This window comes from Sphingobium sp. CR2-8 (assembly GCF_035818615.1).
GTDB lineage: Bacteria > Pseudomonadota > Alphaproteobacteria > Sphingomonadales > Sphingomonadaceae > Sphingobium.
In genome coordinates this window covers 260,818-282,776 of record NZ_JAYKZY010000002.1, presented here as the reverse complement: position 1 = coordinate 282,776, position 21,959 = coordinate 260,818, and the positions used below count along the sequence as shown (strand labels likewise).

25 protein-coding genes are annotated in these 21,959 nt (G+C 64.5%); 13 read left to right on the top strand and 12 right to left on the bottom strand.

All coding sequences use genetic code 11. The features are described from left to right. Positions 1 to 110: 110 nt before the first annotated feature. The 3 genes from rnd to U5A82_RS05190 all read left to right on the top strand — a co-directional run bounded on the left by rnd (position 111) and on the right by U5A82_RS05190 (position 2,133). Positions 111 to 1,277: a ribonuclease D gene (gene rnd / locus U5A82_RS05200; protein WP_326289194.1), complete on the top strand. Its 1,167-nt coding sequence runs from the start codon at positions 111 to 113 to the stop codon at positions 1,275 to 1,277. A gap of 10 nt (positions 1,278 to 1,287) precedes the next feature. Further along, a complete protein-coding gene (locus tag U5A82_RS05195) occupies positions 1,288 to 1,587 on the top strand; it encodes an I78 family peptidase inhibitor (protein ID WP_326292853.1) in 300 nt (99 codons plus the stop codon). A 156-nt stretch (positions 1,588 to 1,743) separates the two neighbouring features. After that, positions 1,744 to 2,133 carry a nuclear transport factor 2 family protein gene (locus tag U5A82_RS05190; protein WP_326289192.1) on the top strand — a complete coding sequence of 130 codons (390 nt, stop codon included), beginning with the start codon at positions 1,744 to 1,746 and terminating at the stop codon, positions 2,131 to 2,133. A gap of 145 nt (positions 2,134 to 2,278) precedes the next feature. Here U5A82_RS05190 and U5A82_RS05185 read toward each other — a convergent pair whose 3' ends face one another. From U5A82_RS05185 to coxB, 10 genes are all read right to left on the bottom strand, one after another. Continuing rightward, positions 2,279 to 4,117, bottom strand: coding sequence for a diguanylate cyclase (locus U5A82_RS05185; protein WP_326289190.1), 1,839 nt, complete (start codon positions 4,115 to 4,117; stop codon positions 2,279 to 2,281). A gap of 85 nt (positions 4,118 to 4,202) precedes the next feature. Beyond that, positions 4,203 to 5,072 carry an RsmD family RNA methyltransferase gene (locus U5A82_RS05180; RefSeq protein ID WP_326289188.1) on the bottom strand — a complete coding sequence of 290 codons (870 nt, stop codon included), beginning with the start codon at positions 5,070 to 5,072 and terminating at the stop codon, positions 4,203 to 4,205. Positions 5,073 to 5,084: 12 nt separating this feature from the next. Next, positions 5,085 to 6,485, bottom strand: coding sequence for a threonine synthase (gene thrC / locus U5A82_RS05175; RefSeq protein WP_326289186.1), 1,401 nt, complete (start codon positions 6,483 to 6,485; stop codon positions 5,085 to 5,087). A 44-nt stretch (positions 6,486 to 6,529) separates the two neighbouring features. Beyond that, positions 6,530 to 7,189, bottom strand: coding sequence for an SURF1 family protein (locus U5A82_RS05170; RefSeq protein ID WP_326289185.1), 660 nt, complete (start codon positions 7,187 to 7,189; stop codon positions 6,530 to 6,532). 229 nt (positions 7,190 to 7,418) lie between these two features. Next, positions 7,419 to 8,249, bottom strand: coding sequence for a cytochrome c oxidase subunit 3 (locus U5A82_RS05165; RefSeq protein WP_326289184.1), 831 nt, complete (start codon positions 8,247 to 8,249; stop codon positions 7,419 to 7,421). A 42-nt stretch (positions 8,250 to 8,291) separates the two neighbouring features. After that, positions 8,292 to 8,867 (bottom strand): cytochrome c oxidase assembly protein, encoded by a 576-nt coding sequence (locus U5A82_RS05160; protein WP_326289182.1) that lies wholly within the window; start codon positions 8,865 to 8,867, stop codon positions 8,292 to 8,294. Beyond that, entirely contained in the window at positions 8,867 to 8,995 is a 129-nt protein-coding gene (locus tag U5A82_RS05155; RefSeq protein WP_254913851.1) for a hypothetical protein, read from the bottom strand. Before U5A82_RS05155 ends, U5A82_RS05160 begins: the two co-directional genes overlap by 1 nt. Then, positions 8,992 to 9,900, bottom strand: coding sequence for a heme o synthase (locus tag U5A82_RS05150; protein WP_326289179.1), 909 nt, complete (start codon positions 9,898 to 9,900; stop codon positions 8,992 to 8,994). Before U5A82_RS05150 ends, U5A82_RS05155 begins: the two co-directional genes overlap by 4 nt. A gap of 102 nt (positions 9,901 to 10,002) precedes the next feature. Further along, positions 10,003 to 11,703, bottom strand: coding sequence for a cytochrome c oxidase subunit I (gene ctaD, locus U5A82_RS05145; RefSeq protein WP_326289177.1), 1,701 nt, complete (start codon positions 11,701 to 11,703; stop codon positions 10,003 to 10,005). Positions 11,704 to 11,718: 15 nt separating this feature from the next. After that, entirely contained in the window at positions 11,719 to 12,732 is a 1,014-nt protein-coding gene (gene coxB / locus U5A82_RS05140; protein ID WP_326289176.1) for a cytochrome c oxidase subunit II, read from the bottom strand. A 285-nt stretch (positions 12,733 to 13,017) separates the two neighbouring features. On the opposite strand from coxB, the gene pyrE reads away from it, so the two are divergent. The 6 genes from pyrE (at position 13,018) to U5A82_RS05110 (ending at position 17,572) form a co-directional block, all read left to right on the top strand. After that, positions 13,018 to 13,599 carry an orotate phosphoribosyltransferase gene (gene pyrE / locus U5A82_RS05135; RefSeq protein WP_326289173.1) on the top strand — a complete coding sequence of 194 codons (582 nt, stop codon included), beginning with the start codon at positions 13,018 to 13,020 and terminating at the stop codon, positions 13,597 to 13,599. 4 nt (positions 13,600 to 13,603) lie between these two features. Then, positions 13,604 to 14,332: a pyridoxine 5'-phosphate synthase gene (locus U5A82_RS05130; protein ID WP_326289171.1), complete on the top strand. Its 729-nt coding sequence runs from the start codon at positions 13,604 to 13,606 to the stop codon at positions 14,330 to 14,332. Positions 14,333 to 14,588: 256 nt separating this feature from the next. Next, positions 14,589 to 14,990, top strand: a complete 402-nt coding sequence (gene acpS / locus U5A82_RS05125; RefSeq protein ID WP_326289170.1) for a holo-ACP synthase — start codon at positions 14,589 to 14,591, stop codon at positions 14,988 to 14,990. Positions 14,991 to 15,043: 53 nt separating this feature from the next. After that, positions 15,044 to 15,910, top strand: coding sequence for a signal peptidase I (gene lepB, locus U5A82_RS05120; protein ID WP_326289169.1), 867 nt, complete (start codon positions 15,044 to 15,046; stop codon positions 15,908 to 15,910). 33 nt (positions 15,911 to 15,943) lie between these two features. Then, positions 15,944 to 17,038 carry an AI-2E family transporter gene (locus U5A82_RS05115; RefSeq protein ID WP_326289168.1) on the top strand — a complete coding sequence of 365 codons (1,095 nt, stop codon included), beginning with the start codon at positions 15,944 to 15,946 and terminating at the stop codon, positions 17,036 to 17,038. Between the two features lie 186 nt (positions 17,039 to 17,224). After that, a complete protein-coding gene (locus U5A82_RS05110) occupies positions 17,225 to 17,572 on the top strand; it encodes a hypothetical protein (protein WP_326289167.1) in 348 nt (115 codons plus the stop codon). A 92-nt stretch (positions 17,573 to 17,664) separates the two neighbouring features. On the opposite strand, the gene U5A82_RS05105 is transcribed toward U5A82_RS05110, so the two are convergent. Further along, a complete protein-coding gene (locus tag U5A82_RS05105; protein WP_326289166.1) occupies positions 17,665 to 18,249 on the bottom strand; it encodes an FKBP-type peptidyl-prolyl cis-trans isomerase in 585 nt (194 codons plus the stop codon). Between the two features lie 91 nt (positions 18,250 to 18,340). Next, positions 18,341 to 18,547, bottom strand: a complete 207-nt coding sequence (gene rpsU, locus U5A82_RS05100) for a 30S ribosomal protein S21 (protein ID WP_056686590.1) — start codon at positions 18,545 to 18,547, stop codon at positions 18,341 to 18,343. A 227-nt stretch (positions 18,548 to 18,774) separates the two neighbouring features. Between rpsU and U5A82_RS05095 the strand changes: the two genes are divergently transcribed. The 4 genes from U5A82_RS05095 (at position 18,775) to U5A82_RS05080 (ending at position 21,936) form a co-directional block, all read left to right on the top strand. Then, the gene (locus U5A82_RS05095) at positions 18,775 to 19,533 is read left to right on the top strand and encodes a class II aldolase/adducin family protein (RefSeq protein ID WP_326289165.1); all 759 of its coding nucleotides are present in this window, start codon (positions 18,775 to 18,777) and stop codon (positions 19,531 to 19,533) included. Positions 19,534 to 19,730: 197 nt separating this feature from the next. After that, positions 19,731 to 20,975, top strand: coding sequence for a putative DNA modification/repair radical SAM protein (locus U5A82_RS05090; protein ID WP_326289164.1), 1,245 nt, complete (start codon positions 19,731 to 19,733; stop codon positions 20,973 to 20,975). Positions 20,976 to 21,049: 74 nt separating this feature from the next. Further along, complete coding sequence (locus U5A82_RS05085) at positions 21,050 to 21,397, top strand: hypothetical protein (RefSeq protein WP_326289163.1); 348 nt, start codon at positions 21,050 to 21,052, stop codon at positions 21,395 to 21,397. 74 nt (positions 21,398 to 21,471) lie between these two features. Continuing rightward, entirely contained in the window at positions 21,472 to 21,936 is a 465-nt protein-coding gene (locus tag U5A82_RS05080; RefSeq protein ID WP_326289162.1) for a hemerythrin domain-containing protein, read from the top strand. The last annotated feature ends 23 nt before the right edge of the window (positions 21,937 to 21,959 follow it).

Genomic DNA, 21,959 nt, shown 5'->3' with positions numbered 1-21,959 from the left:
CTTCGTTTTACGGAAATGACAAAGTGTTGCGGCCCCGCTATGACCAGTCCCGTCAAGAATTGACCAGTCCGCCGGGGCGCGGGCCAGCCCATAATAAGATCGAAGACCATATGCAAATTCATCCGCTGATTACCGACAGCAAGACGCTTTCCGATTTCTGCGCCCGCATCGCAAAATCCCCCTACATCGCCGTCGATACCGAGTTCATGCGGGAAAACAGCTATTGGCCCGAACTGTGCCTGGTCCAGGTCGCCGACCCGAACGAGGCCGCCGCGATCGACCCCAAGGCGCCGGGGCTGGACATGAAGCCCCTGCTTGACCTGCTGGTGAACAATGAGGATGTCCTGAAGGTCTTCCATGCCGGTGGGCAGGATATCGAGATCGTCCACAACCTGACCGGCAAGACGCCGCATCCGATGTTCGACACGCAGATCGCGGCGATGGCGCTGGGGCTGGGCGAACAGATCGGCTATGGCAATCTGGTCGACGCGTGGATGGGCGTGGTGCTGGACAAGGGCGCGCGCTTTACCGATTGGGCGCGACGACCGCTGGACAAACGGCAGATCGACTATGCGATCGGCGACGTCACTTACCTGATCCAGATCTTCCCCAAGATGCTGGAAGAATTGCGCAAGACCGGGCGCGGCGACTGGCTGGACCAGGAGATGGAGCGGATCAGCGACCCGTCCCATTATGAAAACGACCCGCAGCAGGCGTGGCAGCGGGTGCGGATCGCCAGCAAGAAGGCGGACGTGCTGGGCCGTTTGAAGGCGCTGGCGGCGTGGCGCGAGATCGAGGCGCAGGACAAGAACCTGCCGCGCGGGCGGATCGTGAAGGACGAGACGCTGGCCGACATCGCCAGCCACCCGCCGCGCACCCAGGAGGATTTGGGCAAGGTACGCGGCCTGTCTGCCACCTGGCGCACCAACGATATCGGCGCGCGGTTGATGAGCGCGCTCGCCAGGCACCAGCCGCTCGACAAGGAGGAGATGCCCGAGCGCGATCCCAAGCGGCCGGGGCTGGGCAAGGACGGCGCGCTGGTCGCCGACCTGCTCAAGCTGCTGCTCAAGATCCGGTCGCGCGACATCAATGTCGCGGCGCGACTGATCGCGCGGACCGATGATATTGACGCTCTGGCGGCAGGCGTGCGCGAAGGCCTCTCCATCCTGGAAGGCTGGCGTTATGAACAATTTGGCCGCGACGCGGTTGACCTGGTCGAAGGCCGCATGGCCTTTGCGGTCAAGAATGGCCGGTTGAAGATGACGCGCACGGAGTAAGAGAGTGGCGATGCGGATGGGGATCGTGGGGCTGATGGTTCTGGGCCTGACCGCCTGTGCAGGCGCGAACGGGTCGGGGCCGACCTCGCCGCCTGCTGTTGCCGACGGGCCGTGTAAGAATGAGGGCCTAGACCGGTTCCACGGGCAGAAAGCCGATGCGCAGATCGGCGTGGACCTGCTCAAGGCGTCTGGTGCGAAGACGCTGCGCTGGGGCGGTCCCGGCATGGCGATGACGATGGACTTCCGGCCGGATCGGCTGACGGTCAGCTACGATGCGGCGATGGTGATACTGTCGGCGCGGTGCGGGTAAGTTCGAAATCATCTTTACGCTGTTCGCCCTGTTTGAACGAGTTACGTACCTCTCTCAAATGTCAAAGAGCCTTCCATTTTTCAAGGAAGGGTGGGGCTTCGACAAGCTCAGCCCGAACGGATTAATAGAAAATCCCTTTGTGACGCGGGCTTGTGCATGACTGCTACCGCCGACCTTGCCATTCGTTTGGCGCGGGCCGCGTTCAATCGGGCGCTGGCGGACGGCGACCTGGCCGCCATCGGGCCATTGCTGGCGATGGACGTGGTGATGGTTACCGGCACCGACAGCGCGGTGATCGCGGGGCGGAAGGCGCAGTTGCTGGCGTGGAAGCGCGAGTTCGCTGCGCCTGATCGGCTGGTCTATACTCGTACGCCTGACGCCATCGTCGCGTCGCCGGTCGAACCGATCGCCATGGAGCATGGCCGGTGGCAGGGCGTCGCCGTGTCCAGTGGCGATCTGCTGGCGTCGGGCCGCTACAGCGCCAAGTGGCGGGCGGTGGGCGGCACATGGGTGATCGAGGCGGAACTCTATCTGACGCTGGCGTAATGCCAAGATGCATTGATAGAAACCTATAGCCAGTTGTTCCCCGGCGTAGGCCGGGGCCCAGTCCCGCGCCCAGAACTGGACCCCGGCCTTCGCCGGGGAACTGCCCTATGGGTCAGCATCATCGCATTCTGGTATAACTCGTCGATCAGGCGGCGTTGGGCAGATCGACGACCGTGCGGTTGCGCCCTTCGCGCTTCGCCCGGTAGAGGGCCGCGTCGGCGGTCTGGAGCAGGGTCGAGCCGTCGCCCGCCATCTTGTCGTCCCAGGTGGCGATGCCGAAGGACATGCTGGTCGACCCCAGCGCCCGCCCGCCCTGGCGCAGGGCGATTTCCGCAATCGCCTTGCGCACCAGTTCGACCCGGGAGGCCAGCGCCTGTGCCGTGGCGCCCGGCGCGATGATCGCGAATTCTTCCCCGCCATAGCGGCACACGATGTCGCCGTCGCGAAAGCGGTTGCGCATTTCGGTCGCGACCGATTGCAGCACGGCGTCGCCCGCGTCATGGCCGAACTCGTCGTTGAACCGCTTAAAATGGTCGACGTCGCACATGACCACGCTGAGCGGCGCGCCGGAGCGGCGCGACCGGGCGATCTCGATCGTCAGCGATTCCTGCATATAGCGGCGGTTGAACAGGCCGGTCAGCGGGTCGCGGATCGTCTGTTCGCGCAAGCCCCTTTGCAGGCGGTGGTTGACCAGCGCGGAACTGATATTTTCCGCCATCACGGTCAGGCGGAACCGGCTTTCGTCCTCCACCACGCCTTCGAGATAGAGGGTGCCGATCACTTCCCCGCCCGCGAGCAGGGGTTCGCAATGATAGATGCCGTCGCCATCGACACTGGGGTGGGTGTGCGCGCAGACGATGTCGCTGCCCGGCTGCGTGACGCAATGGCTCTGGCCCCGGCGCAGCGCCCAGCACTGGTCCGGGGCGAAACCATCCTCGCGCGGTTGGAATCCGCCCCATCCGGTGATCGGCACCAGCAGGTTGCGGCTGTTATTATGGGCGTAGAGCGCACCCGGGATGCCCGGCAGCACGCGCGGCACGAAGACACGGATGACCTGCGCCAGTTCCTCGTCGGTGCGGGCGGCCTGCATCCGGTGGGCCATGCCGCCCAGCAGGGCGATCACGTCGCTGCGTTCGCGCAACGTCTCACTGTTGCGCGTCAGTTCGTCATGGGCGACCTTGAGCTCGCGTTCGCTATGCCCCTGCTCGGCGATCGCGACCTGCAACCGGTCCGCCATGGCGTTGTAACCGTCCGCCAGCGCCGCAAATTCCTGCGACCCCATGGATTGGGTGACGCGCGTCGCACGATCGCCCTGCCCCAGCGCATCCATCGCCCGACGAATGAGGCCAACCGGGCGACGGATGCCCCAGATCAGCAAGGCCGCCACCGACAGGATCGCCAGCGCGATGATCGGCCCGCCGACCAGCGCCAATTGCCGGACCCAGGCCAGACGCCGATCGGCGGCCTCTATCCGGGTCAGGCGCAGCGCGCGTTCCTCCGCCAGGAAGCTGCCGACGCGCAGCGTGATCGTGCTCATCAGGTCGCGCCCCACGCCGCGCGCGATCGTCGTGCGCGCCTGGTCGAAATTGCCCTCCCGCGCCTGGATCAGCGTGGCGCGCAGCATGGACGTGCGCCTTTCCATCAAATCACGCAGTTCGTGCGCCCGCATGCCCTGCGCCGGATTGTCGGCTGTCAGACGGGCCAGGCGGTCCATCGCCCGGCGCGACGCCTGGATATTGGCGTCCGCCGGATTGGCAAAGGCTGCGTTGCGGGTCAGCACGAAACCACGCTGCGCGGACTCGGCTTCGCGCAGGGCGGACAGGGCGTCGTCCATCGTCTCGATCACGTCGGCGGAGTGCGTGACCCAGCGGAAGCTGTCGCGCGTCTGGGTCGACGCATCGACCAGCAGGCCGATAAGCGCCAAAAGGGCCAGGAAGACCAGCGTGCCGAAGGCAGCGATCCGGGCGGTGAGAGAGTTGAACATGCGCGACCTTTTTGCTGGCCGCGACGCTAGGACAGGAATGGTTTACAAAAACTATAGGGTGCGACGAACCGTTCGGCTTTGCGCCTTACCGCTTCCAGCGCGCCCAGATCGCGGTCGGCAGGGCGATGCCGCGCGCTTCTTCGCGCACCGCCAGTTCGCCCGCCTCGACCGTGCCGGGCAGGTCGGCGAAGGCCTGGCGCAGCAATTCGCCGATCGCCAGCGCCGACATGCGCACGGCATAGACGGTCAGGAACAGGAAGCGGCTGTCCGCGTCCAGCAGCGCGCGGCAATTGGCGATGAGACCAGGCAGGTCTTCCTCCAGCCGCCAGACTTCGCCGTCGGGGCCGCGGCCATATTTGGGCGGGTCGAGCAATATGCCGTCATAGCGGCGATTGCGGCGCACTTCGCGGGCGACGAACTTGGCGGCGTCCTCCACGATCCAGCGAACCGGCTTGTCCTCCATGCCCGACAGCGCGGCGTTGGCGCGGGCCTGCGCCACCGATTTCTTGGATGCGTCGACATGCACCATGCGCGCGCCGCCCGCCGACAGGGCCAGCGTGCCGACGCCGGTATAGCCGAACAGGTTCATGACTTCCGCATCGGGCTTGTCGGCATAGGTGGCGCGCAGATCGTCCCAGATCGGCGCCATGTCGGGGAAGAAGCCGAGGTGACGGAAGGGCGTGCAACTGGACTGGAAGGTGACCTCGCGCCAGTGAAGCGGCCATCCTTCGGCCGGGATCGGCTTTTCATAATACCAGCGGCCGCCGCCATCCTCGTCCGATCCGGGGATGAATTCGCCGTCGGCGCGCCAGTCGGTCGTCGCGGGCTTCCACATCGCCTGCGGTTCGGGGCGGATGAAGCGGAAGCGGCCATAGCGTTCGAGCTTTCGCCCGTCGCCCGAATCGAGCAGGCCATAGTCGGACCAGGGTTCGCCGATGAGGGTTTTGAGTTCCATACGGAGGCTGGGTTATGCCCGCGGCGTCGCGCGTTCGGCGATGTAGGCCGTGACCGCTTCGAACGTGCCGGGCAGCTTGGCATAGCTTTCCTCGCGCGCGAACAGATCGCCCACGCGCGCCGGGAGCGGCGGGCGGGTGCCGGTCGCGCGTTCCACGGCATCACGGAACTTGGCGGGGTGTGCGGTCGCCAGCGTCACCACGGGGATCGATGCGTCGATGCCCGCTTCCCGCGCGGCGGCGAGGCCGATCGCGCTGTGCGGGTCGAGAATCTGGCCCGCGCCATCATAGGCCCAGCGCATCGCCATGGTCATGCCATCGGCATCGACGCGGGCGGAGGAGAAGAGGTGCGCCGCGCCCTCGCGCTGGGCGTTGGTGAGGCGCATCGCCTTGCTGGCTTCGAAGCCGCGCATCTGGTCGGCGAGCGACAGGCCATTGCGGCCACCCGCGTCGAACAGCAGCCGTTCGAAGTTGGAGCTGACCTGAATGTCCATGCTGGGCGTCGCGGTGGCGACCACCTGACCCTGGCTATAGTCGCCTTCGGACAGGGCGCGATGCAGGATATCGTTGACGTTGGTGGCGACGATCAGCTTGGCGACGGGCAGGCCCATCTTCGCCGCGACATAGCCCGCGAACACGTCCCCGAAATTGCCGGTCGGGACGGAGAAGGCGACTGCGCGTTCGGGCGCGCCCAGGCGGACGGCGGCGTAGAAATAATAGACGACCTGCGCCATCAGCCGCGCCCAGTTGATGCTGTTCACCGCCGACAGATTGAAGCGGCTTTTGAAGGCGGCGTCGTTGAACATCGCCTTCACCAGCGCCTGCGCATCGTCGAAGCTGCCGTCGATCGCGATATTATAGACATTGGGCGCGCGCACCGTGGTCATCTGGCGGCGCTGCACGTCCGACACGCGGCCTTCGGGATGGAGCATGAAGATGTCGATCTTGGCCCGCCCGGCGACCGCGTCGATCGCGGCGGAACCGGTGTCGCCCGAGGTCGCGCCGACGATGGTCAGATGATCGTCGCGGCGCGAGAGGAAGCGTTCGAACAGCTGGCCGAGCAGTTGGAGCGCGACATCCTTGAAGGCGAGTGTGGGACCATGGAAGAGTTCGAGCAGCCAGTGCTGATGATCGAGCTGGACCAGCGGGGTCACGGCCTGATGGCTGAAGCGGCCATAGGCGGTGGTGCAAAGCTCGCGCAGTTCGTCTTCGGTGAGCGATCCCGCGACGAAGGGCGTCATGACGCGCACGGCGGTTTCGACATAGGAGAGACCGGCCAGGGCGCGAATCTGGTCCGCGCTGAAGGCGGGCCAGCTGGTCGGCAAATAGAGGCCGCCGTCGGACGCGAGTCCCGCCAGCGTGACGTCTTCGAAACCGAGCGCGGGCGCGCTCCCCCTGGTGCTCTGATATTGCATAATGGGAAAGCGCGGTAGCGACCCGCGCGCGCGGGAGCAAGCGATTAGGCGGCTTGCGGCGGCTTTGACGGCGTGTTGCGGCGGCGCAGGGCGAGAATATAGATGATCACCGCCACCCCGGCGAAGACGAACCATTGGATCGCATAGGCCAGATGGTTGTTGGGCACGTCGGCGGCGCTGGGCGGCGCAGAGGCCTTCAGGCCCGCTGGCGCTTGTCGCGCGATCAGCATCGGGCGGAGCGGGGGCGCGTGGCCGCCGATGCGGGTGAGGAGCGCGCGATGATCGGGTTCTTCCGATATCCAGCCACTGACCTGGCCGCCGGTCCATATGGGCTTGTCGTCCGGCTTCTGCCCCACGCCGATCGCGACCAGTGCGCCCGGCCCTTCCGCCCCGGTCGCACAGTGCGCGATATGGCGGTAGCCGGTAGACCCATCGGCGGCGCGGCCCGCCTCCACCTGCCAGCCGATCACGCGCAGGCAGTGGACCGACGACGGGCGGAAGAGGATGGCAGGGTCGACGGGTGGCAGCGTCGGGAATGCCATGGACGGCCGGCCGGGATTGGCGGCGGCCAAAGCCAGCGCCTGTTCCTTTTCGCCGCGACGCTGGAGCTGCCAGACGCCCAGGCCGATCATCGTCAGCACCGCCAGTGCGACGATGATGGTCGCGATCAGCGGGATACGGGCGGGTGCGGGCTGATCGGTCATGATGCGTCCTTGATAGGGCAGCTAGCGTGTAATCGGGACGACTTCTGTATCCGTTCGCGCTCAGCCTGTCCAAGCCTGGGCGGTTTTCCATTTCCAAGAAAGAAAGGGGCTTCGACAGGCTCAGCCCGAACGGTTTTGTGGAAGCTTGCCTGTGCCATCGTCGACGGGGCAAAAGAAAACGGCCGGAGCATGTGCCCCGGCCGCTATCGTCTCAAATAGGGTATGGCGATCAGCCGCCGTGGACCGGTGCGCCCCAGCCGCCCCAGACATAGATGGCGACGAAGAGGAACAGCCACACCACGTCGACGAAATGCCAGTACCAGGCGGCGGCTTCGAAACCGAAATGCTGGCGCGGGGTGAAGTGGCCCTTATAAACGCGCACCAGATTGACGATCAGGAAGATCGTGCCGACGATGACGTGGAAACCGTGGAAGCCGGTCGCCATGTAGAAGCCCGAGCTATAGGGCGACCCGCCGAACGGGAAGGGCGCATGGGCATATTCATAGGCCTGGATCGAGGAGAAGAGCAGGCCGAGCAGGATCGTGCACCACAGGCCCTTTTTCAGGCCGTCGCGGTCGCCATGGATAAGCGCATGGTGCGCCCAGGTGACGGTGGTGCCCGAGCAGAGCAGGATCAGCGTGTTGAGCAAAGGCAGCTCGAACGCGTTCATGACCTCTATGCCCTTGGACGGGAACAGCCCTTCGATCGGCGCGAGCGCGCTGGGGAAGAGCGAGAAGTCGAAAAAGGCCCAGAACCAGCCGACGAAAAACATGACTTCGGACGCGATGAACAGGATCATGCCGTAGCGCAGGTGCAGTTGCACCACCGGCGTATGGTCGCCGGCATGCGCTTCGGTGATGACATTGGCCCACCAGCTGTAGAAGGTGAACAGCACGCCGGCCACGCCCAGCATGAACACCCAGCCGCCGCCCGCAGGCATCGCGTCGGGGTGCAGCCACATGATCGCGCCAAATGCCATGACCAGCGCCGACATGGAGCCGAAGAGCGGCCAGATGCTGGGCGGAAGGATATGATAATCGTGGTTCTTGGCGCCTGCCATCGTCTCTTCCCTGTTCGCGGTTCGCGTTATCTGATGCCTGCCTTAGCTTGGCTTCCGGTCCTGCTCAACAGGGTAGAAGGTATAGCTCAAGGTAATTTGCTGCGTATCCTTGTTGTCGCTGTCCTGCAAAATCTTCGGATCGACAAAATAGAGCACCGGCATGCGGACTTCCTCGCCGGGCTGGAGCGTCTGCTGGGTGAAGCAGAAACACTGGATCTTGGTGAAATAGGCCCCGGCCTGCGTCGGCGTGACGTTGAAGCTGGCGGTGCCGGTCACGGGCTTGTCCGACATGTTCTTCGCGATGAAGATCGCCATGTCCTTGCGCCCGATGGTGACGGTATCCGTCCGATGTTCGGGGTAGAATTGCCAGGGCATGCCCGGTTGCACGTTCGAATCGAAGCGGATCGACATGGTGTGGCCAACTGCCGCCTGCACCTGCACATCGGCGGCGGCCCGCTTGGTGGTGCCGCCAAAACCGGTCTGTTCGCAGAAGATGCGGTAAAGCGGGACCGAGGCGAAGCCCAGGCCCAGCATCGCCAGGCCCACCGTCGCCATCGCGACCAGCGTCCGCCGGTTGCGGCGGTCGCGATCGAAGGGGGACGGCGGGAGGGTCGCCATCAGTTGCCGCCCATCTTGGCGATGGTGATGCCGTAGAAGAGCAGGACGAGCGCGCCGAGCAGCAAGCCCATCACCAGCGCGCGGGACTTCTGCCGGGCGCGAATCTTGTCGTTTTCCTCGGGCGTCATGCCAGCAGCCAGCGGTCGACGACCACCGCCCCGAACAGCAGGAAGAGATAGAGGATCGAATATTTGAACAAGCGTCGTTCCGGGGCCATGCGACTCTGGTCGCTTTCGCGGCGGCGATAGACCTGGAAGGCGAAGACCACGAACAGGGCGGTGCCCAGCAGCGCGGCGACGCCATAGACGATGCCGGTCAGTTGCAGCAGCACGGGCGCCAGGGCGGCGACCGCCATGATCGCGGTATAGGCCCAGATCTGGCGACGGGTCACGACTTCGCCGGACACGACGGGCAGCATGGGGATGCCGGCCGCCGCATAATCGGTCTTCACGAACAGGGCGAGCGCCCAGAAATGGGGCGGCGTCCAGAAGAAGATCAGCATGAACAAAGCGACGGGCAGCGCGCTGATGTCGCCCGTGACGGCGGCCCAGCCGATGACCGGCGGGAAGGCACCCGCCGCGCCGCCGATGACGATATTCTGCGCCGTCCGGGGCTTCAGCCAGATGGTGTAGATGAACACATAGAAGAGGATCGAGACCGCCAGGACGGCGGCGGCGAGCCAGTTGGTCGCCATGCCGATCAGGATGACCGAGAAGAAGGAGAGGCCGACGCCGAAATGCAGCGCCGATTGCCGGTCCATCCGGCCTGCGGGCAGCGGGCGGTTGGCGGTGCGCTTCATCTTGGCGTCGATATCCGCCTCATACCATTGGTTGAGCGCCGCGGCGGCGCCCGCGCCGATGGCGATGCACAATATGGCGGTGAAGGCCAGGATCGGGTGGATATGGCCCGGCGCCGCGAGCAGGCCGCACAGGCCGGTGAACACGACCAGCGTCATCACGCGCGGCTTGGTCAGTGCGACGAAATCGCGCCAATGGGCGGGCAGAAGAGCTTGGTCGAAGGTCACGCTTGTCATGTCATGTTCCGGCTCCGTCGCGATCCATCACGGCGCACGGAGCAAAATGCCATCGGGGCGAACCCGAACGGTCCGCCCCGATGTCGTCAGTCGATCATGCCATCAATGATGGCCATTGTCGTCGATCACCGGCAGGGTTTCGAACTGGTGGTAGGGCGGCGGGCTGGACAGGGTCCATTCCAGCGTCGTCGCGCCTTCGCCCCAGGGATTGCCGACCGCCTTCTTGCCGGCCGCGAGCGACCAGATCAGATTAACGAAGAAGATCAGCATGCCGACGGCCATGATTTCATAGCCATGGCTGGCGAGCGTGTTCCACTTTTCGAAGGCGGCGGGATAGTCGGGATAACGACGCGGCATGCCCGACAGGCCCAGGAAGTGCATCGGGAAGAACAGGAGGTTCACGCCCGCGAAGAACACCCAGAAGTGCAGGTGGCCGAGGAACTCGTTATACATCTTGCCCGACATTTTCGGGAACCAGTAGTAGAAGCCTGCGAACAGGCCGAACACCGCACCCAGCGACAGGACGTAGTGGAAATGCGCGACGACATAATAGGTGTCGTGCAGCACGTCGTCCACGCCGCCATTGGCCAGCACGACGCCGGTGACGCCGCCCACGGTGAAGAGGAAGATGAAGCCCAGCGCCCAGACCATCGGGGTCTTGAAGCTGATCGAGCCACCCCAGATAGTCGCGATCCACGAGAAGATCTTGATGCCCGTGGGCACGGCGATGACCATCGTCGCGGCGGTGAAATACATCTTCACATTCACCGACATGCCGGTGGTGAACATATGGTGCGCCCAGACGACGAAACCGACGACACCGATCGCGACCATGGCATAGGCCATGCCGAGATAGCCGAAGACGGGCTTGCGGCTGAAGGTCGAGATGATCTGGCTGACGATGCCGAAGCCCGGCAGGATCATGATGTAGACTTCGGGATGGCCGAAGAACCAGAAGAGATGCTGGTAGAGTTCGGGATCGCCGCCACCGGCCGCGTCGTAGAAGGTGGTGCCGAAGTTACGATCGGTCAGCAACATGGTGATCGCGGCGGCCAGCACGGGCAGCGCGAGCAGCAGCAGGAAGGCGGTGACCAGCACCGACCAGACGAACAGCGGCATCTTGTGCAGGGTCATGCCCGGCGCGCGCATGTTGAGGATGGTGGTGATGAAGTTGATCGCGCCCAGAATGGAGGACGCGCCCGCGATATGGAGCGACAGGATCGCCATGTCGACGGCGGGACCGGCAGACCCGCTGGTCGAGAGCGGGGCATAGACCGTCCAGCCGGTGCCCGCGCCGTTGCCGGTGCCGCCGGGGACGAAGGTCGAACCCAGGAGCAGGGCGAAAGCGGGGATGAGCAGCCAGAAGCTGACATTGTTCATCCGCGGGAAGGCCATGTCCGGCGCGCCGATCATGATCGGCACGAACCAGTTGCCGAAACCACCGATCATGGCGGGCATCACCATGAAGAAGACCATGATGAGACCGTGGGCGGTGATGAGCACGTTCCACAGATGATAGGCCTGGTCCAGCGTCGCTTCCGGGCCGTCCATGAACATGGCCCAGGTATGCAGATACTGGATGCCCGGATGCGCCAGTTCGGCGCGCATCAGGCCCGAAATGCCACCACCGATGATGCCCGCGACGATCGCGAAGATCAGGTAGAGGGTGCCGATGTCCTTGTGGTTCGTGGACATGAACCAGCGCTGGAAGAAAGCCGGCTTATGATCGGCGTCATGATGATCGTGGTCGTGGGCCCCATGGGCCGGCACGTCGCCGTGATGATCTGCGGTGATGGTTGTCATGGCTTCCTACCCTGATCAGATTTTTGTATCGGCGGCGGGGGCTGCGGGCGCGGCGTCGGCCGTCTTCTCCGCTGCCGCTGCGCCTGCTGGCTTGCCGCCCTGCGACAGCACCCACTGGTCGAACTGCGCCGGGGGCAGTGCTTCGATCGCGATCGGCATGAAGCCGTGGCGCGCGCCGCACAGTTCCGAACATTGGCCGTAATAGACGCCCGGCTTGTCGATCGTGAAGCTCTTTTCATTCAGGCGGCCCGGGACCGCGTCCATCTTCACCCAGAGCGAGGGCACGGCGAAGGCGTGGATCACGTCGGCGCCGGTGATGATCAGCTTGATCGGGCGACCGGCGGGCAGGACCAGGCGATTGTCGGGCGCGAGCAGATAGGGCTCGCCATTGGCCTTCGCCTTGTCTTCGGGCAGCATGTTCGACACGAATTCGGGGATGCCGTTGTCGGGATATTCATAGCCCCAATACCATTGATAGCCGGTCACCTTGACGACCACGGCATCCTTGGGCGCGGGCTTATACTGGTCCGCCAGAAGCCCGATCGAGGGCACCGCGACGACCAGCAGGATCACGACAGGCAACACGGTCCAGATCACTTCGATCATCGTGTTGTGCGACGTCTTCGACGGGATCGGGTTGGCGCTACGGCGGAATTTCCACATCGCGTAGATCATGAGGATCAGCACGAAGATGGAGATCGCGAAGATCAGCGGCACCAGCATCACGTCGTGCAGCCAGCGCGCGGTATGGCCGGTCGAGGTGAATTGTTCCTGCAGGGTATATTCGCCCGGCTTTGGCATGCCGATGCCTTCGGTCGGCTTCATGCGCGGCGGCGCGGCGACCTTCGCCACGGGCGCAGCCTCTGCGGCTGGCGCGGCGGCGTTGGCCAATTCGGCCGGTGCGGCGGCGTTGTCCGCAGCGGGTGCGGCGGCGGCGACATTGTCCTGCGCCAGCGCCTGTCCGTTCATACCAAGCGCTGGCGCAAAGGCCAACAACCCGGCGAGAACGAGCGATTTCACCTTTTTCATAGCGTCTTCATACCCCGTAACCCCTTGGCGCCGCTGCAACGAAGACACGCATGACACGTATAATCCTCGCCCGGTCGGTTCTGCCGCGGCTTATAGGCATGGTTTTCCTATGCCTCAAGCATGGAGGAGCAGATTTTCTTCGCTGTTGCAACGGCTCCCTTGGCCGCCTATTTCGCAGGTCCGCGCACAGGGGCGCGATCATGGCATGCCACAGGCACGCCATGCTGACTGGATGGCGGACCGGCCGATTGGCCCGGAACCGCCCGACATGGATGTACGAACGGCATGACAGACGAGGAAGTATTGGCGGAATTCCGGGCGGCGGGGGCGCTGCTCGAAGGACATTTCATCCTGTCGTCCGGGCGCCGCAGCGCCAATTATCTGCAATGCGCCCGCGTGCTGATGAATGCCGAACGGGCGGGCAAGCTGGCCCGCGCCACGGTGCAGAAACTGCCCCGCGAAGTGCGGCAGGAGATCGATCTGGTCGTGTCGCCCGCCATGGGCGGCCTCATCATCGGGCATGAAGTCGGCCGCGCGCTGGACAAGGACGCGATGTTCCTGGAGCGGCCCGACGGCACGTTCGAACTGCGTCGCGGCTTTGCCATCACGCCGGGGCAGAAGGTGCTGATGGTCGAGGACGTCGTGACCACCGGCCTGTCGTCGCGCCAGGCGATCGAGGCGGTCGAAGCGGAAGGCGGCATCGTCGTCGCCGAAGTCGCGCTGGTCGATCGGTCGGCCGGTGAAGTGGAGCTGGGCGTCCCCTTCTACCCGCTCGTATCGATCAACTTCCCGGTCTATGACGCCGATGCGGTGCCGCCCGAACTGGCGGCGATTCCGGCGATCAAGCCGGGCAGCCGGAAGCAATAGAGCGATGACCACGCCCCTGCGCCTTGGCGTCAATATCGACCATGTGGCGACGATCCGCAACGCGCGCGGGGGGGATCATCCCGATCCGGTCAAGGCCGCCTTGCTGGCGGTAAAGGCCGGGGCGGACGGCATCACCGCGCATCTGCGCGAGGACCGGCGGCATATTCGCGACGAGGATGTCGCCACGCTGATGGCAGCGCTCACCGTGCCGCTCAATCTGGAGATGGCGGCGACGCAGGAGATGCTGGACATCGCCTTGCGCTACAAGCCGCATGCCGCCTGCATCGTGCCGGAAAAGCGCGAGGAGCGCACGACCGAGGGGGGGCTGGACGCGGCGGGGCAATTTGCCACGTTGAAGCCGATCGTCGCGGCGCTGACGCAAGCAGGCATCCGCGTCAGCCTGTTCATCGAGGCCGACGCCGCACAGATCGACGCGGCGATCCGGCTGGGCGCGCCGGTGGTGGAGTTTCATACCGGCGCCTATGCGCACCTGAGCGGCGAAGCGCGCGCGGCCGAACTGCGCAGGATTGCCGACGCCGCCGCGCTGGCCGCCAAGAACGGGATCGAGCCGCATGCGGGCCATGGCCTGACCTTCGACAATGTCGCGCCGATCGCCGCCATCCCGCAGGTCGCCGAACTCAATATCGGCCATTTCCTGATCGGCGAGGCGATCTTCGGCGGGCTGGAGGGCAGTATCCGCGAAATGCGGCGGCAGATGGATCTGGCGCGGTGACGACTACCCGAACGACCCAGCCGATACTCTTTTGGGTATTATTTTCGGTTCATTGGGTTGTCCTAGCCTTTTTGGCTGTCGGCGTGTTGGTCGGCTTCATTATGTCAATGTCAGCTACCTTTTTGCTCCCTGCCCTGTGGCAAGTCGCGGGATTGGCATTGGCTCACGAACGAAAGCGCGCAATGTTAATAGGACAAGCCAACGTTGTACTAATAACATTGAGCGTCGTTGATGTTTGTGCCGTCTGGATTTTAGGATGATCATCGGCCTTGGCTCCGACCTCTGCAATATCGAGCGTATCCAGCACTCGCTCGACCGGTTCGGTGCGCGGTTCGAGCAACGCGTCTTCACCGATGTCGAGCAGGCCAAGGGCAACCGCCGCCCCTTCACCAAGGCGGGGACGCTGGCCAAGCGTTTCGCCGCGAAGGAAGCCTTTTCCAAGGCGGTCGGCACGGGCTTCAAGGCCGGGGTGTTCATGAAGGATATCGGCGTGGTGAACGCGCCGTCGGGCGCGCCGACGCTGCAACTGACCGGCGGCGCGCTGGCGCGGCTGGAATCGCTGGTCCCGGCGGGGCATAAGCCGGTCATTCACCTGACGCTCACCGACGATCATCCCTGGGCGCAGGCCTTCGTCATCATCGAAGCCCTGCCCCTGTGACCGATACACCGAGCGATCACGCGCGCGAAACTCCCCCTAGCGAAAGCCCAACCGTGACGGCCATCGACCTGCCCGAAGGCCGCATCGCGCCCGATGCGACGCCCGCCGCCGTCAATTGGTGGCACGAGCTGAAAAGCATCGTGCTGCTGATCCTGGCGGTGCTGGCGTTCCACAGCTTCGTCGCCAAGCCCTTCTACATCCCCAGCGAATCGATGATGCCGGTGCTGCTGACCGGCGACCGGCTGGTGGTGAGCAAATTCCCCTATGGCTGGTCCTATGTCTCGCCCAGCTTCCACCCCCTGCCCTTTTTGAAGGGCCGGGTGCTGGGTCGCCTGCCCGAACGGGGCGATATCGTCATCGTCAGCCCACAGAACCGGCGGGAGGATTATATCAAGCGGGTGATCGGCCTGCCCGGCGACATCGTGGAGGTGCGCGGCGGCCAGGTTCTGCTGAACGGGGTGGCGGTGAAGCAGAAGATGCTCAAGCCCCTGCGCATCCCCGTCGACGGCAACGCCCCCTGCCCGCCGATGCAATTTCCCGGCGCGCGGATGACGGGCGCGGATGGCCGCGATTATTGCGAACTGCCGGTGCGGCAGGAAATCCTGCCCAACGGCAAGACCTATGTCACGATCGACATGGGGCCAAGCGCGCTCGACTGGTACGGGCCGGTGCGGGTGCAGCCCGACCATGTGTTCCTGATGGGCGACAATCGCGACAACAGCGCCGACAGCCGCGCGCCGCTGGAAGAAAACGGCCTGGGCGGCCCGGTGCCGTGGGAGGCGATCGGCGGCCGGGCGGAGTTCATCACCTTCAGCCTGGATGGGGACGCGACCTGGAATCCACTGAGCTGGGTCCATGCGCTGCGCAGCGGCCGGGCGGGGAACAGCCTGCGACCGCAGAGCGTTGCACCACCGGAATAACCGACCGAAACAGTCGATAGAGGGCACCGGGTTTTGAGCGACACGTACGATCATCATGTCGAGCAACCCGGTCCCAGCGAGGTCCGCAGCCCGCTGGTCCAACATGAACTGAAGCGCGCGGGCGTGTGGTTCGCGCTGGCGATCGCGGTAGGGCTTGTCGCGCTGCTCGCGCAGCCGCTGCTGCTGGTCATGGGCGCGCTGGTGCTGGCGACGATGATGGACGGGGGGACCCGCTTGCTGGGGCGCATCCTGCCGATCGGGCGCGGCTGGCGCCTGACGATCGTGCTGCTGGCCGCAGTCGCCTTCCTGACCTATACCGTCTACCTCACCGGATCGAGCCTGGCGGCGCAGGCGCAGGCGATGCGCACCATTGTCGAGGCGCAGGTGATGCGCATCGGGGGCTGGATGCAACAACTGGGCATCAGTGCCACGCCGTCCGACCTGAAAAGCCTGGCGAGCCAGGCGATGAGCAGCATGGGCCGGGTGACGGCCGCAGTCGGCACCGTGGTCGGCGCGGTGACGAGCGGCGTCATGATGCTGGTGCTGGCGATCTTCATCGCGGTCGAACCCAAACTTTACGAACGCGGCGTCGCCTGGATGCTGCCGATCGAGAAGCGGGCGCATTTCTATACCGTGGCGGACAAGATGGGATGGACGCTGCGCCGACTGATGTTCGGCCGACTGATCGGCATGACGGTGGAGGGCGTGGGCGTCTGGCTGTTCCTGTGGATGGGCAATGTGCCGATGGCGGGGTTGCTGGGCATATTGACCGGCCTGTTTGCCTTCCTGCCCAATATCGGATCGATCCTATCGGGCGTGCTGATCATCCTGGTCGGCTTTTCGGGCGGCATGCATACCGGCCTCTATGCCTTTGGCGTCTATATGGTGGTGCAGATCGTAGACGGCTATCTGATCGTGCCGATGGTGGCGAAGCGCGCCACCGACCTGGCCCCGGCGCTGGTGCTGGCGGCGCAGATCCTGTTCGGGGCGCTGTTCGGCATCATGGGGCTGTTCCTGGCCGATCCGATCGTCGCGATGATCAAGGTCTATCTGGAGGAACGGTCCAAGGGACTGGCACGCAGGCATAGCGGGATAGCGTTGGGTGCGCCGGGTGGGTCCGGCGCTTAACTTCGCACATTTCCCGCTCATTGCGACATGATCGATCATAAGTGGGATATTTTCGGTCGCGGATAGCCGCTTCGTCCCCTCCTGTTATCGCCTTATCCCGCCATAGGACAGAATCGCGGGAACAGCAGGCCCTATCGGCGGATTAAATCTGTGATAGGCTGGTAAAAAGCTGGAGAGGATAGCCCCATGACCCCGTCCCTGGACAAGCAGAAGAAACTGCATTTCGACCTGACCAATGTGGGTCTGCGCGCCCATGCCACCGCGACCGGACTGTTGCAGCTCTGTATCGAGCTTCGCCGGGCGGGTGTGCTGGACGATAGCGCCGTCGAGCGGATCAAGGGCGCGATCGCGTGCGACATCGAAGTGTCGGCCCCGCGATCGGTTGCCACCGCCGAATATCGGCGCGACATCAAGACCCGGCTCGACAAGCTGTTCGCAGGCGAGGAACGGGTCGGCAGCGCCGATGCGCTGGCCTTCGGCGCGGGTCCGGCGACGATGGCGAACGACGAGGGGGCTTGTCAGGGTCACGCCTGAGCTAGCTTTCGCAATTGCGACATGAGACAAAGAAAAAGGGGCCGAACATTCGGCCCCTTTTCGTATCGGCTTTCGTATCTGCGCCCTGTGGCTCAGTTACCCGGCTGCGGCACCGCGCCCGGGGGCATAGCGCCGGGCATACCGCCCTGTTGCTGCATCTGCTGCTGCAACTGCATCAGTTCGGCCTTCGATTTGAAATCGTGCAGGTTGACGTCGAAGACCAGCACAGAACCGCCGGGGATCGGGCCGTTGTCCGCGTCGCCATAGCCAAGCTGCGGCGGAATCCAGAGGCGATATTTGCCGCCCTTCTTCATCTTTTGCAGGCCTTCGGAAAAGCCCGGCACGACGCCGTCGATCGGCATCGGCGCCTGCGGGTTTTCGTCGAAGACGGTGCCGTCGAGCAGCGCGCCCTTGTAACCGACCAGCGCCACGTCGGCGGTGGTGGGGCTGGCCCCGGTTCCTTCCGACAATATCTTATATTGCAGGCCCGATGGCGTCGTCACCACGCCATCGGCATGGGCGTTCTGCGACAGGAAGGCGGCCGGCGACGGCGCGACACCCTGCTGGCCCGCCCAGGCAAGACCACCCGCCGCCAGAGCGACGGCGGCGACGCCGATCCAGAGACGCGTCAGCGACCCCTTGGCAATGGGGCGAAGGGGAACAGCCGTCGTGGACATGGGCTTTGTATCTCGCAATTAAGGGCGGGAGGGCAGCTTCAAGAAAGCGGGGGCGGCGTCGCCCGAAGGCGAAGCCCACCCCGAACGGCGCTTACTTCGCGCCGTCGCGCTCGGCGCGCTTGCGTTCCATCTTGCGCGCGCGGCGGACAGCGGCCGCCTTTTCACGGGCGCGCTTTTCCGACGGCTTTTCGTAATGGCGACGCAGCTTCATTTCGCGATACACGCCTTCACGCTGCAGCTTCTTCTTGAGCGCGCGAAGAGCCTGGTCGACATTGTTGTCGCGAACGATGATCTGCATAAGTCCGTCAATCTCCAATCGAAAACGAGCGGTACGCCGGGACTTTTACATCCTTCCCGACGGGCCGACCGAATAGCAAAGCCAGTGAGTCGTCGCAGGTCGCCCTACGCCATGTGGGCGGCGCCCTATCAGCAGAGTCGCGCAAACTCAACCCCAAAGGGCGCAATCTCGACTTTTGCGCCGGCTGCAGCGATAGTGGCGACATAACAGACAGGAGAAGGATCGCCATGGCGACCGCCGCACAACGCCCCGATATGTCCGCCGCCGAATGGGAGGCGCGCCAGCAGCTGGCCGCCTGCTACCGCATCTTCGATCATATGGGCTGGTCCGAACTCATCTACAACCACATCACGCTGCGCGTGCCGGACGAAGAGGGCGCGTTTCTGATCAATCCGTTCGGCCTGGCCTATGACGAGGTGACCGCATCGAACCTGGTCAAGATCGACATAGATGGGCGGGTGCTGGACGGCAGCCCCTATCCGGTGAACCGCGCGGGCTTCACCCAGCATAGCGTGTTCCACCGCCACCTGCCCGACGCCCATTGCATCATCCATACCCATACGACAGCGGGCATGGCGGTGAGCGCCTGTGCGGAGGGGCTGCGGCCGATCAGCTTCTACGCCGCCGCCTTTGCGGGGCGAATCGCCTATCATGACTTCGAAGGCGTCACGATCCGTGTCGACGAGGGCGAACGGCTGATCGCCAATCTGGGCGCGCGTCGCATCATGATGTTGCGCAATCACGGCACGCTGGTGATGGCGGCGAGTCTGCCTGAGGCGTTCCTGACCCACTGGTCGCTGCAACGCGCGTGCGAGATCCAAGTCGCGGCGGGCGCGGCGGGGACGCCCGTCGATATCCCGGCGGACGTGATCGCCGTGCATCAGCGCGACCTGTCCGCCATGCAATTGCCCGTCGGTCCCGGCGTGCCCGATTTCCAGGCGATGGTGCGCCGCATCGACCGGATCGATCCGGGCTGGCGAGCATAATAGCAAAATGCGATAATGCTGGCCCATAAGGCGGCTCCCCGGCCTGCGCCGGGGTCCAGTTCTGAGCGCGGGACTGGACCCCGGCCTGCGCCGGGGGAACAACTGGTTTGGTATGAATGGCGCGCCGCCCTTCCCTTTGGGACAGCTAACTGATCGAGGTTGTGGACAAGGTGAAATCCTGAACATATCAGGAACATATGGCCCAGCTTTCCACCCGGCAGAAACTCGAAATCCTGGCGGACGCCGCTAAATATGATGCATCCTGCGCATCGTCCGGCACCGCCAAGCGCGATTCGCGCGACGGCAAGGGGATCGGATCGACCGAGGGCATGGGCATATGCCACGCCTATGCGCCCGATGGCCGCTGCATTTCGCTGCTGAAGATATTGCTGACCAACAGCTGCATCTTCGACTGCCATTATTGCATCAACCGCCGGTCGAGCGACGTGCGCCGGGCGCGCTTCACCGCGCAGGAGGTGGTCGACCTGACGCTGAATTTCTATCGGCGCAATTATATCGAAGGCCTGTTCCTGTCCTCCGGCATCATACGGTCGTCCGACTATACGATGGAGCAGATGGTCGAGGTGGCCCGGTCGCTGCGCGAGGATCATGCGTTTCGCGGCTATATCCATTTGAAGACGATCCCGGATGCCGACCCGGCGCTGATCCATCAGGCGGGGCTGCATGCCGATCGCCTGTCGATCAATGTCGAACTGCCGACCGAAAGCGGGTTGAAGGCGCTGGCCCCCGAAAAGGACGGAGGGCGGATCGAGGGCGCGATGGGGCGGCTGCGCAGCGACATGGAAGACGGGCTGGACGCGCGGCGCAAATATAAGAGCGCACCGCGCTTTGCGCCGGCGGGTCAATCGACGCAGATGATCGTGGGCGCGGACGCGGCGGACGACCGGGCGATCATCGCGCGGGCGAGCAGCCTCTATGACCGGCACAAATTGCGGCGCGTCTATTATAGCGCCTTTTCCCCCATCCCCTCGCCCAGTGCCGTGCTGCCGTTGAAGCGGCCGCCCTTGATGCGCGAACATCGGCTCTACCAGTCGGACTGGATGATCCGCTTCTATGGTTATAATGCAGGCGAGATCGCGGCGGCGACCGATGCGGCGACGGGATGCCTGCCGCTCGACATCGATCCCAAGCTTGCCTGGGCGCTCAATCATCGCGCGACATTCCCGGTCGACGTCAATCTGGCGCCGCGCGAAGCGTTGCTGCGGGTGCCGGGGCTGGGGGTGAAGGCGGTGGACCGCATCATCCTGAGCCGCCGCCATCGTCGCCTGCGGCTGGACGATGTCGCGCGGTTGACCACATCGATCAAGAAACTGCGTCCTTTTCTGGTGGCGGCGGACTGGCGGCCGGTGGCGCTGATCGATCGCGCCGACCTGCGCGCGCGGATCGCCCCGCCCGCACGGCAGCTGGATTTGTTCGCCTGAGCGCAGTTTCGGGTTGATCGCGGCCGCAACTCGTGAAATTCTGTCCTTCAGGGTCTTTGAAGGAGAATGAGGTCTTGGCGACCGCACTGGGTAATCGCGCGCATGGCAAGGGTTTCGCCAAGCGCATCAGCACGCATCTTGCCGCTGCCCTGGTCGTCTTTTGCCTCGCCCAGATTTTCATCGTCGCGAAAATGGGCGGATCGCTGATCCTGCATCTGGGCATCATCGTTGCGATCGGCGGCTATGCGGTGGCCGCGCGCGGGCTGGAGCGGCGCTGGCATATGCTGGAGCAGGGCGGCCTGTCGACAGGCGGCCTGGCCCTGCGCTTCCGCCGCGACGTGGCGCAGCTCTGGGGCGCCAGCCTGCTGGGCGCGCTGCTGTGGATTCCGGTCGCGATCATCTTCCGCTTCCTGTTCGGCTGACGGACCGAGGGCTTTTTGCCCGGAGCCAATTGCCCGTCCTGTCGTTGTCCCTGTTCGAAAGAGGAGTAGCAACGATGGCCGACACCAGCATTTTCGATTCCCTGAAGCAGGATCATGACACCCACCGCGCGCTGTTCGCCCAGATGGCGGACGTTGCGAAGGATGACGAGCAGCTGGCGAAGCTGTTCGACCAGTTCAAGGTGGAAGTGACGGCCCATGCCGCAGCGGAGGAGGAAACGCTCTACGCCACGATGCTGGCGGAGCCGGACCTGCGCGAGGACGCCCAGCACAGCGTGTCCGAGCATAAGGAAATCGACGATTATCTGGAAGAATTGGACGACCTCAAGTTCAACGGCGAGGCGTGGCGGAAGAAGTTTGCCGAGATGAAGAAGCGCTACCTCCACCATATCGAGGAGGAGGAAGAGGAGATGTTCCCCGACGCGGCCAAGCAATTGTCGGCCGAAGACGAGGCACGATTGGGCAAGCTGTTCGCCAAGCGCAAGCCTGCCGAGCTGGAGCGCGCGCAAGCGGAGGATTGAGCGGCGGATCGGGTGCGATGATT